We start from the raw sequence: 15,173 nt of genomic DNA, 5'->3' as shown, positions 1-15,173 counted from the left end.
CCATTGATGTTATAAATTAACAATGTTTTTTTTATAAAAAATCTAAAAAATTTTGTTACAATTAAATTACAAACAGTCAGTGTATATATTATTACATATTTTAACATATTTGTGAATATGTAATTTTTCAGAATTTGACGAAAAAAACCGTAAAACCTGTTTGTGTAAAAGGTTTTACGGTTTTTATAAAAATTTTTAAGTTACTCTCTTAGCTCCTATATAAGTACCTCTGTATTCTGATAGTTTCTGTATCCTTACTTCACCATTGGAGGACGAAGCATGAATAAAACTGTCACCGCCCAAATATATACCTGCATGATCTATCCTTCCGGATGCCTTTCTTGAGGAGGCATCAAAAAACAATATATCACCAGGTTTCAATTGACTCTTGGACACTTTTATTCCGTTTGAATACATACCTTCAGCAGATCTGTTCAGCTTTACTCCGAACCTTTTATAGACATATCCTATAAAGCCTGAGCAGTCAAAGCCCGTTTGAGGGTTATCTCCGCCGTATAAATATTTGACACCGTTGAATTCCCTGGCATAGGCAACTATTTCCTGTTCCAAGGAAAGCACGCTTTCAACCTCTGCTGAAAAAGCGCTGGCGTCAATAGCTCTGGAAACCTTCACAGAAGCTGCAGAAGTGGAAGCTGTTGCAGCAGCGACGTTCACAGCTTTTTTTACTGTTGTTGTAACTGCCGGAGCGACCGCTGTATTGGCCACAAATTTTGCCGCTACATACCCGGTTTTTGTTCCTATCTTTACCTTGTTCCAATCTTTAGCCGTTTCCAGTACTGTTACCCCGGTATTCTTCTTTAAAACGGCAATTACTTTTGAACTGGTGCCCGGACCGCTTCTGAAATTAACACCGCTGGCATTGATGGTTCCTTTAGCTGCCAATAATTTTACATAATCCCCATAAATCCATCCTGTCTTCTTGTTAACAAGGATTTTGTACCAATTTCCCGACTTGTCAACTACAGTGACACTTGCATTAGTTAATTTAGTAATTATTGCGGCTGATGTACTGGGAGACTTTCTGAGCTTAACATCTGTCCCCGTGGTTTTTCCAGGTACCGAAGCTGCCATTGCCACTGACGAAATAAAAGAAAGTGACATAATCAAAAGACAGCCTGCGATAACCTTTTTAAATCTTTTTGTCATTAGTCCTCCTATATGTGCTTCCGAAGTTAGCTGCCGGGTTCGGGTAATAGGACAACCCTACCAAATATATGGATTAACCCCCTGTTCATGGTTCCTCCGTACCTCAAAATTGAGGATTCAGCAAATTTATATACTGCTATACCTGTTTTGATAAAAAACTGCCAGAGTCATTTACCAAACAGCTATTCCAGCTACAGTTCCATTTCTTTGCACCTCCTTATCTTATTTTACCTCTCGGCTATACTGCAGCTTATTCCATAATACTACATAATCACCTTTTTATAAACACTGGAACCCTCTATGGCAAGAATTGGCATATTTATAACATGTCGTTATGATGTTATTACATATTTATGATATGTTATAAATATATCTCCGGCAGGATAATTTTTAGTTTCAAAATATTGCTGCAGCTCATCTTATCAAAACTATCAGTAAAATTAACCGGCTCACCCTGTTATATACCTCAGCCGACATAAAGCGCCTTTGCACTTTTTTGTCCTGCTTTTCCTGCTTGTGCAGGTTTTTTGGTATAATAACAAGCTGAGCCGTTAAATTCTGATTTATGATTCAATTAAGAGTTCTATACGAATTGAGCCTTATACAAATTCATTTATATAGCCTTTAACCTTCTCAAGGGATGTTTCCCTATCCACCAGAGGCTTATCCCCTTTCAGGAAATCAAATTTTTCGTTAAAGGTCTGTTTTTCTGTTTTGTACAATATTCCAAGAGGAATGCGCTCTCCCCATTCCATGGCCTTTTCCATGGCTTTGAGCCTGTCGGTATTGTCATAGCCCTCCTCCAGCTTATATACACGTTTACTGTACCACTGAAAGGTATTGATCTTGTTAAAACTCACACAGGGCTGAAGAATATCCACTAAGGCATAGCCTTTATAACGGATGGCCTCCAGCATAATCTTCGTCAGATGCTCCTTGTCTCCGCTGAAAGCTCTTGCCACAAAACCAGCTCCCAAAGCCAATGCCAGCAAAAGCGGATTCAAGGGCTCATTCATTGACCCTGCAGTTTGTACACCTGTAATATGCCCTATTCCTGTGGTAGGAGAAGCCTGACCTTTTGTCAAGCCATATATCTGGTTGTCATGTACAAAATGTGTTATATCCACATTCCTTCTTATGTTGTGTATAAAGTGGTTTCCACCTTCTCCGTAGGAATCGCCGTCACCGGTATTTACTACTACCGTAAGCTCCTTATTTACAATTTTGGCTGCTGCTGCAGGAGGAAGGGATCTTCCGTGAAGGCCGCAGAATCCGTTTGTATTTATGTATTGGGCAGTTTTGGCCGCCTGACCTATACCTCCTACCACCAAAACCTCGTGGGGCTGTTTTCCGCTTTGCTCCAGTGCCGACTTCAGACATTCAATTATGTTCAAATCTCCACAGCCGGGACACCATGCCGTTTCAGAAACATTAAACTTTACATCGCACATAGGCTACACCTTCCCCCTGACTTTTTCATATATGAACTGTGAACTCATAGGTCTGCCGTCGTACTTCAGTATACTGTCGTGGCAAAATATTCCGGTAACTTCTGCAATTACTGCGGCAAGCTGGCCGGTTGCGTTCTGTTCAACATTTATTATTTTTTTAGCATTCCGGGCTTTTTCTCTAATGAGTTTTTCAGGCAGAGGCCAGATATCTCCGAAAATCAAAGCTCCATATCTCCCTTTAGCACCGGCTTTGTTCAGCATATCTACAGCTTCCTTAACCGGCCCCCAGGCAGAGCCCCAGGCAAGCAGCAATACTTCACAGTCCTCATTGCCAAAGAAATCCGGCTCCTGCAATTCTTCCTTCAGCAATTCCAGCTTCCGCATCCTTTTATCCACCATTTGAACCCTTACTTCCGCCGATTCTGTGATGTGGCCCGACTCATCATGTTCATCACTGTCCACCAGTACTGTTACCCCCGGATTCTTTCCGGGAATGATTCTTGGAGATATACCGGTCGGAGTGACTTCATACCGCAAATACGGCTTGTCTTCCTGGTAGTTATGGACAGCTATGTGTTTATCCCTTTCAACAAGGCTCAGATCAAAGGGCTTGACTGTCACGGTGGTGTCCGACAAAAACTGGTCGCTGAGAAGAATAACCGGTAATTGATATTTATCAGCCAGGTTAAAAGCTCTTACCGTCTGAAAGAAAGCGTCCTCAACATTCCTCAGCGCTATTACCATACGCGGAAACTCACCCTGGGAGGCTGATATTACAAACCTCAAATCGCTTTGCTCTGTTCTTGTGGGAAGTCCCGTGGTTGGTCCCGGACGCTGAACCTCAGCTATTACCAGGGGAACCTCAAGCATTCCCGAAAGTCCCAGGGCTTCGACCTTAAGTGCAAAACCGCCGCCTGAGGTCCCCGTCATTGCTCTTACTCCCGCATAAGATGCACCGATAGCCATATTTATGGCCGCAATTTCATCCTCGGCCTGTTCAACCACTATTTCGGCATCCAGCATTTTTGAAGCAAGGTAATCCATAATACTTGTTGAGGGAGTCATGGGATAGGCAGAGTAAAATTTGCAGTCTGCTGCAACAGCTCCCAGTGCAACAGCTTCATTTCCGTTTATCAGAATGCTGGTATCCTCTGCTGCCGCCTGTATCTGCTTTCTCTTTTCAACAAGCTTTCTGCCTTCTTTAAGTGCTTTAAAGTTTTGATCCGACAGTTCTTCATTAAAGAAGCCTCCCAGTACCGCCTCAGTTTCAGTGTCGGCAATTCCCAAAAGCTCCAATACCGAACCTGCGGCAGCAATTCCTGCTGTCCTGCTGTTTCCTGCGGCAACTGCCGCTTGCTTCAGAGGAAGCCCTATGCACCTGGAATCAGGATTTTGAATCTCCTTGTCACAAATCACAAAGCCATCGGGCTTCAGCCTTTCAATGTGGTATTCCACCGTTTCTCCATTCATGGCTACAATGCCGTCAAGCTGCTCAGTATGTGAGAAAAGCTGCTCACTGCCGAATCGGATTTGAATGAAATTATGCCCGCCTCTTACTCTGGACATGTAATCCCTGATTGTGAATACCTGGAAACCCTGTCTTTTCAGAATTTTTTCCAAAACGGCCGAAATAGTATCAATACCCTGACCGGCCGCACCTCCAATCAATATGTTATAATTCACAAATTCACCTCTTCTTGATAAAGTTTATTTATTACCAAAAAAGCACAATATATTATAGGTTATAAGATACCACTTTAATTTAGTGGTAAACATGAAATTATATTTATAAAACCTGTCATTTAGAACTATACTAATATAAATTATCTTAGGGAGAGTCTTGATGTTTACAGATGAAAAACTGATGAAGGCCTATAAAAACGCAAAGGTTGAGTATTTCGACCATAATTCCAGATACATTTTTTTCAGCGATTGTCACAGAGGCGACGACAGTGTATCAGATGAATTCAGCAGAAATCAAAATATACTGTTGAGAGCGTTGGAGTATTATTTTGAGAATGATTATGTGTATGTGGAAGTTGGTGATGGGGATGAACTGTGGGAATATCCCAAATTCAAGCACATCAGGCTGGCTCACAGTGATGTTTTTTCTGTTCTGAAAAAGCTTCATGATAATAAAAAAATGATTATGTTGTATGGAAACCATAATATTTATTTAAAAAATAAGGACTATGTAAAAAAGAATTTTTATAAGTTCTATGATGACTATACCCAGGATATACATGACCTGTTTGTGGGGCTTAAGCCTATTGAAGCCCTGGTGTTGAAAAACAGGTCCAGCGGTCAGGAGATTCTCATAGTTCATGGGCATCAGGGTGATCTTATGAACGATCAGCTATGGGTTATCAATATGTTTTTACTGAGATACTTTTGGAGATTCATGCATGTGGTGGGCTTCCAAAACCCCTCCAGTCCTGCCAGGAATCATTTTAAAAGGCATAAAATTGAAAGGACATATAAAAAATGGATTTTAAAGCACAAGAGAATGCTTATTTGCGGCCATACACACCGGCAGAAATTTCCGAAGAGCCAGGAGCTGCCATATTTTAACACAGGCTGCTGTATTCATTCAAAGGGGATTACAGGAATTGAAATTGTGGGGGAACAAATAATGATGGTTGACTGGAGAGTAAAAGCAGATCCTGATGGTGTACTTCAGATTGAAAGACATATAATGAGAGGCCCGGAGCCTATTGAAAAATTTAATGATAATTTTTTTGCAGACTATGAGCTTCCATGTAAAAACATGGAGGAAGATGATTGCTGAACTTCCGGAACTTGCTCATCTTTGGAGATTATCATACTTATACCATTGGTTTATAAGTATATCCAGCCGTTCACTGAGTGATAGTATCTCGTTGTCATTGAGATCGTCTCCCTCGGCAATTTTTTGATTTATCTCCTGCCGTAATTTATTAATTTTTAATTTTATTTTTAATTTATCTAGCTCCCTCATCAAAATCCCTTTCTAAACCCAATTTATAAAACTATTTTAATTATATCACCTAATTGTGAAGTTTGTATGAAGAATGAAAAAAAGTAAGCCCTTATTTTATGTGGAAAATGATGCTATAATTATTGTTATAGAAAATGCACACTACTATAATTTCTACCAATTTATTTGAACCTATAACATAATAACAATATAATTACTGGAAATCAATAGTAATTTTTACATATTTAGAAATATTTGGTTTTTTAGTCAGAGTATGCATATTATTATAATACCCAAAAATAATTTATTCTATCATAACTATGAGGTTACCAATGAAAAATATATCAGATTATGAAATGCCTGAGGTTTTAAGAGACTTTTTAAACTATCTGCAGACAATAAAGGGAAAATCCGTAAATACCGTTCAAGTGTATTTTTATGATTTAAGGGTTTTCTTCCGCTTTTTGAAGCTGCATAGGAATCTGGCCGATAAAAATATGGAATTTGATGACATTCCCATAACCGATGTTGATATAGCACTGCTCAAAACTGTTGTCCTGAGCGATCTGTATTCTTATATGTCCTTTGTCAGCAATAACCGGGACAATACTTCTCATGCCCGTGCAAGGAAGGTAGCCAGCCTGAAGACCTTTTTCAACTATCTTGCAACCAAAGCCAAGCTGCTGGACTTTAACCCGGCAAATGAACTGGAATCTCCCAAAATCCTCAAGCGGCTGCCCAGATATTTAAATGTTGAAGAAAGCAAAAAGCTGCTGACATCTGTTTCAGTCAGTGAGGGACCAAATTCCGTAAGAGACTTGGCAATTCTGACTATCTTTCTTAATTGCGGGATACGTCTTTCAGAACTTGTAGGCATAAACTTGAATAACATAAAGAATAATACCCTGACCGTCATAGGTAAAGGGGACAAGGAACGCAGCATCCCTCTCAACAAGGCATGTGTTCAAGTCCTTGAGGCTTATATAAAAATAAGACCGTCCAATGGCATCAAGGATAGGAATGCTTTGTTCATAAGCGGGCACAAGCGGAGAATCAGCAAGGAAAGCGTTCAGAAAATAGTTAAGAAGTACATAAGCGAGGCAGGACTTGACCCGCAGCGCTACTCCACACATAAGCTCAGGCATACCGCCGCTACCTTGATGTATAAATACGGAAATGTGGATATAAGAGCACTGCAGGAGCTGCTTGGACATCAGAGCATTGCAACCACTGAGATTTATACACATCTGGATCAGCAGCAGCTCCGGGACGCTGTAAGTAAAAATCCCCTGGCGGAGTTTGGTACGGCTGAAATTGCAGCTATAAAAGAAAAATAGGTAAATCCAAACCGTGCCTTAAATGTTTTATTCTCCGCTAAGCTTACTATTTTTATCAAACAACTCAACAATATATTTATATAGCATCTCTACATGGAATTCATCAGAGATGTTTATTATTTTCTCACAACTCTCTTGCCCATCTCCTGTGAGAACCAGCATATTTTTACTTCTTGTACCGAGATTATTAATATCATGTACGCAGTGATTTTTTTCTTTTGGAATACAAATCTTAATATCTACTTCATACTTGTTTTCCAGTGCTTTTAAATAATCAATCTCCCTATTTAAAGCATCAATACCCAAAAGAATTATATCAGGGTCATATATCCTGTTCAGGTGTTCCAGGGAAATATGCACCGACTCGTCCCATAATGCATTTCCCATGCAGGGCAAATACTCGATTCCCGCTGCAATTCCTTTACATGTATCCGACACTGCAATAGCGTTATAACCGTTTTCACGAAAAATATCCTTCAGTCTTCCTATACTATTAAGGAATTCAGTACCGCTGAAATCACAGATGGCTATCACGGGTACATCAATATACGTTTTTTCACCACTCGTAACATTTGCATAGACTGACGGATGAAATACTTTTATTCTTTCTCTACTATCATCGTAGAAAATATTTTGATAGGGCCAATTGTCATCCAAGCAGACCAGGTTCTTATCCATACTCTCAAGGAAACAGACTAAATCCAGCAGGCTTGTGTCATTTGCTGCACAGGTAGAATGGGCCAAATTGGCTATAACCGTATCAATTCCATTCAGAATAGCCTTGCTTTTCTTTAAGTATTCAAGAACTTTTCCCATACCTTCTTCGCTTTTGCTACATCTAATATCTATTACGCTTTTTACAACACCACTGTAAGGTATATTCACCGTTGAGTTTTTTGAGCAGCTCGTATTGAATACTATTGCGTTTTCTATCCAGTCAGCCCTTGGGTACATGTTTGCATGCCAGTTTTCCGGCAGGGCATTTTCCGCCCCCTCAGCAAGTTTTCGTCTCATTTCTTGAAATGAAATGGATGGATTATGCTGCAAAATATTACAGGCTTCTGCAGTTATCATAGGCGCTGCAAAACTGTTGCATGGAGCTGTTTTTTTCCCTGTGTCATCATATTTCACGAGGAAATGGGATGCACAAGCTGTTATGTCAATTCCATCCAGGGGATAACAATTGTATCTGTACTGCCCTTCCTTCAATTTGCCATCCATATCACATTTTACTCCGATAACATCCGATAGAGAGGCCGGTTGAGTAAATAAGTTCCCATTATTACACGCTGCTATAATGATGACTCCTTTACTGACAGCATAATTTACAGCCTTGCGCACCGCTTCATAATCTCTGAAGTCGATTGTGCCAAGGCTTAAATTTATAAGCTTTATATCATTGTCCGTACACCAGCATAGGGCTGTAATAAGCTGATCCCTGACTCCGCGCCCGGTCTCATTCAGCACTTTTATACTGCCCAATTCAGCATCAGTACTGTATTTCTTGATAATTGCCCCGCAGGCGGTACCGTGACTGGGCTCATATGGGGAGTAATCCTCCCGCTGACGTATTTGAAGGTCTCTGGTCACTTCTAAATTCAGCCACAGACTCCCTGTGTTATATAGCTTTTCATTTATCCCATCATCAATAATAACTATTTTTACTTGTCTATTCATTTCTAAGTTCATTATCTATAATTTTACATATGCCGTCATAGGTGCTGAATTCACCGGAGGCAACAGCTTCCTGGGGGATTTTTATTGAAAATTTTTCTTCTACATCAAAAAATAGATATAATAAATCTCTGGGAGGCATACCGAACTCTTGTCCTAAAAGTTTTTTATCTCTTACCGCTTCTTTTATCGGGCTCATCTCTATACCAAATCTCTTTTTAAATATATCGTCCAACCTATTTTCTATATGTTCCATGTTAAACTCCAATCTACACGCATAGCGCGTACACAAATAGTAATGAAAGACACGTAGTGGCTTTCGCTGCGTGAAATCCACTTTGACTTACCACATGTATCTTTCACGCTATCCTCCTTAAAAAGCCGATACTTCTGCATAGCTGCCTAATTTATCCAATATGAATTTGCACATTTCATCCGAATGATCTTCCTCAAGAATATTAAAGATTGGTGTTTCCATCCCGGATAAATTTTCAATTTTTTGAATAACAGCCTTTGAATCCAGCAACGTAAAGCACATTTGCATGGATGACTCAGTTCTTATCCAGTCAAACTGATAATTTGATAAATTGAAGCAATCCACCTTAAAGCCTAATTTATACTGCAAAGATTTACAAACGTTTTCAAAATAAGCAGGTTTATAATCTTCATACAGGACACTGCAAATTGCCGCATCCGGAATAACAGCCTGAGATATTTCATAGGAAGTAATTCCATAATTGCAGGTGTACTTGTTATTAAATTTCATTGTCCCGCCGGGTAACCCGATAATAATCACATCCGGCTTCTCTTCCTTCTCCATTTTCTTAATATAATGATTGAACAAGGTTATCTTTTCTGGCTCCGATAAGCTGTTACCATAAATGAAGCTCGGCATGGAGTGAAAGCCTAAAAGCTCACAATATTTTTTTGTTCCTACTTGACTGACTTTATAGCCTTCCTTAAGCAACCTTTTTCTGAGAGCCAGTTGTATTTCAAATTTATTCGCTCTTTCCGAAATTCCCAATACGAAAATAACCGGTATGTTTATATTATAAATTTCACTGAGTGCAGGGGAAGACCACACCTCATTGTCACTTAAGAAATCGCAGCTTACCCCATTGTTTGAAGCAAGTTCAGCCAATTCCTTTTTTATTTTATCTTCAACTTTTATTTCACACAGGATATCCTTCTTTCCTGTTATAGCTTCCAGCATTTTGGGATAAACTATTTTTTCAAAATCCAGCTTCAAATGGGAATCAACAAAGAGTACGGCCTCGCAGGCACCCAAAGCTTCTTTAAAATTCCCCTCTACCTTTATCCCTGTTTCTTTCCACTTTCCTGAGCTTCCTGCATCTTTACCTGCGAACCCCCAGCCATTGGGCGAGACTAATTTTGTAATCTCATATTCGCTTATAAGCTCAGTATGCTTGATTACAGCTAAAAAATCATTGTCAAAGGGATATACCAGCAGTCTTTTTTTCCGTATCATTTTCTTTTGCCTCCCATTCTTTTTTTGAAATTTGAATAAAAGGATTTTCCTCACCTTCAAAGTCATATCCCAGCTCCAATAATGTACAGTAGTCCTTCAATTGTTCTTCTATATCTCTTTTTGTACTCTCACATTGCTGCAATCTTTTTTTAGCAGTAAGGTTTTTTGTGTCATCCGCAAAAGCAGCACATTGGAAGCAATATCTGAAAGCCCAGCAGTTTATACAGCTTTGCTCTGTAATTTTACCTATGTTAAGTATTTTCATGCACTTCTCTATATCAAAGCCGCTCTCCAAAGTTCCTATTTTCATTGCGTCAGATATCTCGCTCACCCTCTCACAGGGGTAAAACACACCATCTACGTCCATAAACAGTCTCATCTGTCCAGGTATGCAAGGTCCGCCTGGGTGTCCGTAATCATGAAGACCAGATGTAGGTGTCCTTTTTTCATGATAAGTACTTTTTAACCTTCCAAAATACGATAGGTTCAAATTACTTACATACTTTTTCTCAAGCCGTCCCAGTTTATATAAGAAAATTTTGAAGAATTCATAATTATAATCTGCTCTGAAATTTTCGTCCATAGTCACAGTCTTATCTGAATATTGCGCAGAAGGCATAGTTGCCATTTGTTGGGCTTCCTTTACAGTGTCATAGCCCACAAAAAATTCGGATATGCATTTATAATCCGCCGTCGGATCCATGACCACATTGAACATTACATTTTTAAAGTAGTCTGGGTAGCTCTCCTTGAGAATCTCCATGTTTTCCATTATTTTGTCAAAGGAGCCTGTGCCGCTGCCGGCAAATTTTCTGTTTTTATTATGTATTTCCTTCGGTCCATCCAGACTGATGGTAAGCATGATTTCATTTTCATATAAATATTTGATAATTTCTTCATTTAGCAGCGTTGCATTTGTTGTTATTGAAAAGGATATTTCTTTACCTTCTGCTTGTTCTTTTGCATATTTTATACAATTTTTTATAAGTTCAAATTCCAAAAGTGGCTCTCCGCCATAAAATGCCACATTTAATCTGTTAGAATCCTGAGAATGCGCAATCAAAAAATCAATACCCTTTCTCGCCAGCTCAAAGCTCATTTTTTTACTTTGATGGCTTCTGTTCTGGTAATTTCCGGTGTCTCCCGAATATATACAATATTCGCACCGCAGATTACATTGTTGTGTTACCTGTAAAGTTATTTTTTCCAAAGCACTGTCAAGAATATATTCCAGACTATTACTTGAAGGATGTAATATATTTTTGAACTTTTTATGAGATAAAAATCCATTTATAAGCATTTTATTAATTTCATGTTCAGCAATGGGATTGAGTTTATTTGTTTTGCCGGCCAGATACCTATAGGTTTCTTTGCTTACACCTATAATTCCATTTTTGTTAACATCATATATATAACATCCTCCTGCTGTACAGAATGGATAAATAAACGGTTTTGATTCAAGCATAAATATGTCCATGTCCCGCATTCTACACAAGAACACCAAGGAAATATGCATTTCCTTGACAGAAATGACATGGACCCGGCACCTCCTTTAAATGTATTAGTTAAATGTATTAGTTAAATGTATTAGTGATTTCTTTAAGCCTTATCTCCCCACATTTTTAAAATCAGCCCAGCAAAGGATAACCCCTTTGCTGGGTTCAGGTCAATCACAAATAATTCTAAAAATATTATCTGTTACTTGATGTACCATTCGTTACATGATAACTTGCCAAATCCTTCGACCGAGCGCTCTGAGTACTCGTTGAGCCATTATATGAAGTCATTGCCGAATATTGTGTTCCATTGCATATACAAGTGCAGCTGCAGCTAACATTGCAACCACTTGAACATGTACAATATGCTTCAACAGACTCAAGCATTTCATGAGCTTTTTTCCCTAACTTTCTCATTATTTCACCTCCCTACATTTTGACCTTGGAATGCCAAAGTTCGCGACTACCCTGACATTAACTCTATATCGAATCCCTTTTATTCCCTCGAGGTTTTAATACAGGGAATCAATACCATATTAAATAGCGTGCTTGTCCTTAAAAGCATCATGGGTTTCCATCATCTTTTTGTATATATTGCTTCTCCTGCAAAGTTCTTCATGCCTTCCCGCATCAACAATCCTGCCGTCTTCAAGTATAATCACCTTATCCACATACTTCAAAATATCGGGCTTGTGGCTGATAATAATTGCCGTCCTTCCATTAAGTTGCTCCCCAATAAATTTATTTACCGCAGCCTCGGATTCAATATCATAATTCGCGGTTGCTTCATCAAGTATCAGTATTTCAGACTCTCTTACCACAGCCCTTGCAAGGGCTATTTTCTGTCTCTCTCCTCCTGACACCATGGCACCGTTTCTCCCAACCACCGTGTCAAGCTTGTCCGGAAGCTTATCAATGAATTTGCTTGCCCCGCATTCTTTAACAGCTTTTAAAATGTATAATTCCTTCATTTTTGTATTGAGCGCAATATTATATTTTATGCTGGCATTAAACAAATGCATATCCTGGCTTACTACCGAAATCATTTTTCTATATTCCCTCAAGTTAATGGTGGTTATATCTATCCCATCCAGCAGTATTTTTCCTGAATCCGGCTGGTAGAATCTCAGCAAAAGATTTATAATAGTACTTTTGCCTGAGCCGTTGGCTCCAACGATTGCAATTTTATCTCCTTTATTAATTTCAAAACTGATTTTATCCAGCACCTGCTTTCCACCGGTATATGAAAATGAAACATCTTTAAAAGCAATAACCTCTTTACTGTCTTTTACGCCAACGGCGGAATTATTCCTATTCCCACCGTAAGGCTCACCTTCCCTGTCCATAAAGTCAAAATATCTTTTGGCCGACGGAATTATATTAACAAAGTTGTAGCCAATATTGAGTATTGCAGATATCGGGCCGGTAACATAGGAACTGTAGGTAATAAAAGCAAACAGTTCCCCTACGGTCAAGCTGTTTTGAAACACCATGTATGCCCCGACGATGTAAATTAAATCTATAATCAATTGAAACAGTAACGACTCAGAAAACTCATTCAGCTTATCTATCAGTCCCATTTTTATATTTGCGTTAATTATTTTTCGCTGTTCTTTTATATATTCGCCTATCTTTATCCTGTCCATGCCCCAAAGCTTTACTTCCTTTATGCCTGCTATGGTGTCCCCGTAAAATGTAGCAAAATGCTTATTGGCTTCCATAGACTCCTCAAATATCTGTTTGCGCTTTTTCGCAATGTATTTGACAAGGATGTACCGGAAAGGTACTATTACCACTACCATTATAGTTAATTTCCAGTCTATCAGCAGTAACCCTACAAAGCCTCCGACCATCTTAAAGATGCTGGACAGTATATAAAAGGTGCTGCTGTCGCAAATTCTTCCTATATTACTTACGTCCATTCCAATGGTACTCATGATTTCTGAAGCATTTGAGCTGTTAAAGAAATGCACTTTCATCCGAAGGGTATGCTTAAAGGCATTTTTAGATAGTGTGAATGGGATAATGGAATTCAGATATATCCGTTTTTTTGTTTCAAGAAAGCCCAGACCCTGATCAATTAAAAGTAATGCCAAAGTTGCAAGGGTAAAAAAAACAAGCAGCTTATAATTGCGGGCCAATAGTCCCTTGTCCATAAGCTGCTGGCTCATTCTGGGAATCATCATGCTTATTCCGGCTGACAAAAGCATACATGCCAAAATGACAACAACTTTTTTGATATGCGGCCTGAATAGATACAAAATTCTCTTTATTATCTTTTTATCCTCACTACTTATTTGCATATTTAGCACCCTGTAAATTTACTTTTATTACCACATTTTATCACTATATATCTAATTTTACAATAAATGACTAATATTTTAAAAATTGGTTTCTACTCCACAGAGTGAACTGAGCGATGGAATCTTTCTTGGGTAACTCAGAATAGAATGGCTGAATGATTATACCTTCCAAGCCAGAGAAGAGCTAAGAAGGCCATATTTAAATAGATTTAAATATTCTATATCTTCAAAACAAATGACATGCCAAGAATATTTATTTATATTGCAAACAAGGTATGAAAGCCAATCTTTCGGCCTCCATACCTCTAATTTTAATATTATAGAAAGCTGTTTACAGAAAAAACTTCATACTCTCAATCTTACCGTAAACCTTTCAAGACAAGTTTATATTGAAGTGTAATACGTTGATGCATTTAATTCTATGTTTTGTAGCTACCGCTTTTTGACTCTATTTCTTGTTTTTTATTTCCTGTTAAAAGCTTCTCCTATCTGTCTGGCTTTTTTTGTACATTGGTCCATTGCCTCCATGACCGCATATCTGAAGGCGTTTTTTTCAAGAGTGCTTACAGCTTCTATGGTAGTTCCTCCCGGAGAGCAAACCTGATCCTTCAGCACTCCAGGGTGCAGGCCTGTTTCCAGCACCATCTTTGCAGAACCCAGTACTGCCTGTGCTGCCAGCCTGTAAGACATGTCCCTCGGTATTCCTGACAGGACGGCTGCATCAGCCATGGCTTCTATGAACATAAATACATATGCCGGGCTGCTGCCGGTGAGCGCAGTTACCTCACTCATAAGCTTTTCAGGCAGAAATTCACATTTGCCTGCACAGTCAAACATCTGCCTTACTATGGCAAATTCCAGCTCGGTCACGTTGCTGTTCTGACATATAAGGGTCATGCCTTCTCCTACCATAGCAGGAGTATTTGGCATGGAGCGCACTATTTTCTTGTCAGTTCCCAGGATGTCCTCATAAAAACTTATAGGAATACCTACTGCAAATGAGACAATGACCTTCTTGTCATCAATTACAGGTTTCACTCCCTCCAGTACGCTTTTCAGAATGTTTGGCTTAACTGCAAGTACGATAATGTCTGCCGCCGCAACCAGTTCTTCAGCCGAAGCCACAGGTACGACACCGGTTTCACTGCTCAATTGTTCCAGTTTCTTTTTATCCACATCAAACATAAAAATCTTTGCCGCAGGCAAAAAATCAGCCTTAACAAGACTTTTAACAAGGGCCGAACCCATATTGCCAGTTCCTATAAATCCTAATTTTATATCCATATTCTATCTCCGTTTC

13 protein-coding genes and 1 riboswitch are annotated in these 15,173 nt (G+C 39.1%); of the genes, 2 read left to right on the top strand and 11 right to left on the bottom strand.

Annotation, left to right across the window (positions count from 1 at the left end):
• Nucleotides 1-195 precede the first annotated feature (195 nt).
• The 3 genes from CLHUN_RS12290 to CLHUN_RS12280 all read right to left on the bottom strand — a co-directional run bounded on the left by CLHUN_RS12290 (nt 196) and on the right by CLHUN_RS12280 (nt 4,301).
• A complete protein-coding gene (locus tag CLHUN_RS12290; RefSeq protein ID WP_080064888.1) occupies nt 196-1,167 on the bottom strand; it encodes a C40 family peptidase in 972 nt (323 codons plus the stop codon).
• A riboswitch (cyclic di-AMP (ydaO/yuaA leader) is annotated at nt 1,168-1,300 on the bottom strand.
• A gap of 466 nt (nt 1,301-1,766) precedes the next feature.
• Complete coding sequence (locus CLHUN_RS12285) at nt 1,767-2,618, bottom strand: thiamine pyrophosphate-dependent enzyme (protein WP_080064887.1); 852 nt, start codon at nt 2,616-2,618, stop codon at nt 1,767-1,769.
• Nucleotides 2,619-2,621: 3 nt separating this feature from the next.
• Nucleotides 2,622-4,301, bottom strand: coding sequence for a 2-oxoacid:acceptor oxidoreductase subunit alpha (locus CLHUN_RS12280; RefSeq protein ID WP_080064886.1), 1,680 nt, complete (start codon nt 4,299-4,301; stop codon nt 2,622-2,624).
• Nucleotides 4,302-4,461: 160 nt separating this feature from the next.
• Here CLHUN_RS12280 and CLHUN_RS12275 point away from each other — a divergent pair, with 160 nt between their 5' ends.
• Nucleotides 4,462-5,406, top strand: coding sequence for a metallophosphoesterase family protein (locus CLHUN_RS12275; protein WP_080064885.1), 945 nt, complete (start codon nt 4,462-4,464; stop codon nt 5,404-5,406).
• A gap of 15 nt (nt 5,407-5,421) precedes the next feature.
• Here CLHUN_RS12275 and CLHUN_RS12270 read toward each other — a convergent pair whose 3' ends face one another.
• Nucleotides 5,422-5,595 carry a Spo0E family sporulation regulatory protein-aspartic acid phosphatase gene (locus tag CLHUN_RS12270; protein WP_080064884.1) on the bottom strand — a complete coding sequence of 58 codons (174 nt, stop codon included), beginning with the start codon at nt 5,593-5,595 and terminating at the stop codon, nt 5,422-5,424.
• Nucleotides 5,596-5,906: 311 nt separating this feature from the next.
• Between CLHUN_RS12270 and CLHUN_RS12265 the strand changes: the two genes are divergently transcribed.
• Nucleotides 5,907-6,911 (top strand): tyrosine recombinase XerC, encoded by a 1,005-nt coding sequence (locus CLHUN_RS12265; RefSeq protein ID WP_080064883.1) that lies wholly within the window; start codon nt 5,907-5,909, stop codon nt 6,909-6,911.
• A gap of 27 nt (nt 6,912-6,938) precedes the next feature.
• Here CLHUN_RS12265 and CLHUN_RS12260 read toward each other — a convergent pair whose 3' ends face one another.
• From CLHUN_RS12260 to proC, 7 genes are all read right to left on the bottom strand, one after another.
• The gene (locus tag CLHUN_RS12260; protein ID WP_165755737.1) at nt 6,939-8,588 is read right to left on the bottom strand and encodes a S8 family peptidase; all 1,650 of its coding nucleotides are present in this window, start codon (nt 8,586-8,588) and stop codon (nt 6,939-6,941) included.
• Complete coding sequence (locus CLHUN_RS12255; protein ID WP_080064881.1) at nt 8,581-8,841, bottom strand: peptide maturation system acyl carrier-related protein; 261 nt, start codon at nt 8,839-8,841, stop codon at nt 8,581-8,583. The genes CLHUN_RS12260 and CLHUN_RS12255 overlap by 8 nt, the downstream gene beginning before the upstream one ends.
• A gap of 117 nt (nt 8,842-8,958) precedes the next feature.
• Nucleotides 8,959-10,074, bottom strand: coding sequence for a TIGR04066 family peptide maturation system protein (locus CLHUN_RS12250; protein WP_165755736.1), 1,116 nt, complete (start codon nt 10,072-10,074; stop codon nt 8,959-8,961).
• Complete coding sequence (ccpM, locus tag CLHUN_RS12245; protein WP_080064894.1) at nt 10,037-11,539, bottom strand: Cys-rich peptide radical SAM maturase CcpM; 1,503 nt, start codon at nt 11,537-11,539, stop codon at nt 10,037-10,039. Before ccpM ends, CLHUN_RS12250 begins: the two co-directional genes overlap by 38 nt.
• A gap of 226 nt (nt 11,540-11,765) precedes the next feature.
• On the bottom strand, nt 11,766-11,987 hold the full coding sequence (locus CLHUN_RS22900; protein WP_080064879.1) for a CLI_3235 family bacteriocin precursor: 222 nt from the start codon (nt 11,985-11,987) through the stop codon (nt 11,766-11,768).
• Between the two features lie 119 nt (nt 11,988-12,106).
• Nucleotides 12,107-13,873, bottom strand: a complete 1,767-nt coding sequence (locus CLHUN_RS12235; protein ID WP_080064878.1) for an ABC transporter ATP-binding protein — start codon at nt 13,871-13,873, stop codon at nt 12,107-12,109.
• 462 nt (nt 13,874-14,335) lie between these two features.
• Nucleotides 14,336-15,157, bottom strand: coding sequence for a pyrroline-5-carboxylate reductase (gene proC, locus CLHUN_RS12230; RefSeq protein ID WP_080064877.1), 822 nt, complete (start codon nt 15,155-15,157; stop codon nt 14,336-14,338).
• Nucleotides 15,158-15,173: the final 16 nt, after the last annotated feature.

This window comes from Ruminiclostridium hungatei, assembly GCF_002051585.1.
Taxonomy (GTDB): Bacteria; Bacillota; Clostridia; order Acetivibrionales; family DSM-1351; genus Ruminiclostridium; species Ruminiclostridium hungatei.
The sequence above is the reverse complement of the archived record's forward strand: the minus strand, read 5'-3'. Positions and strand labels throughout refer to the sequence as shown.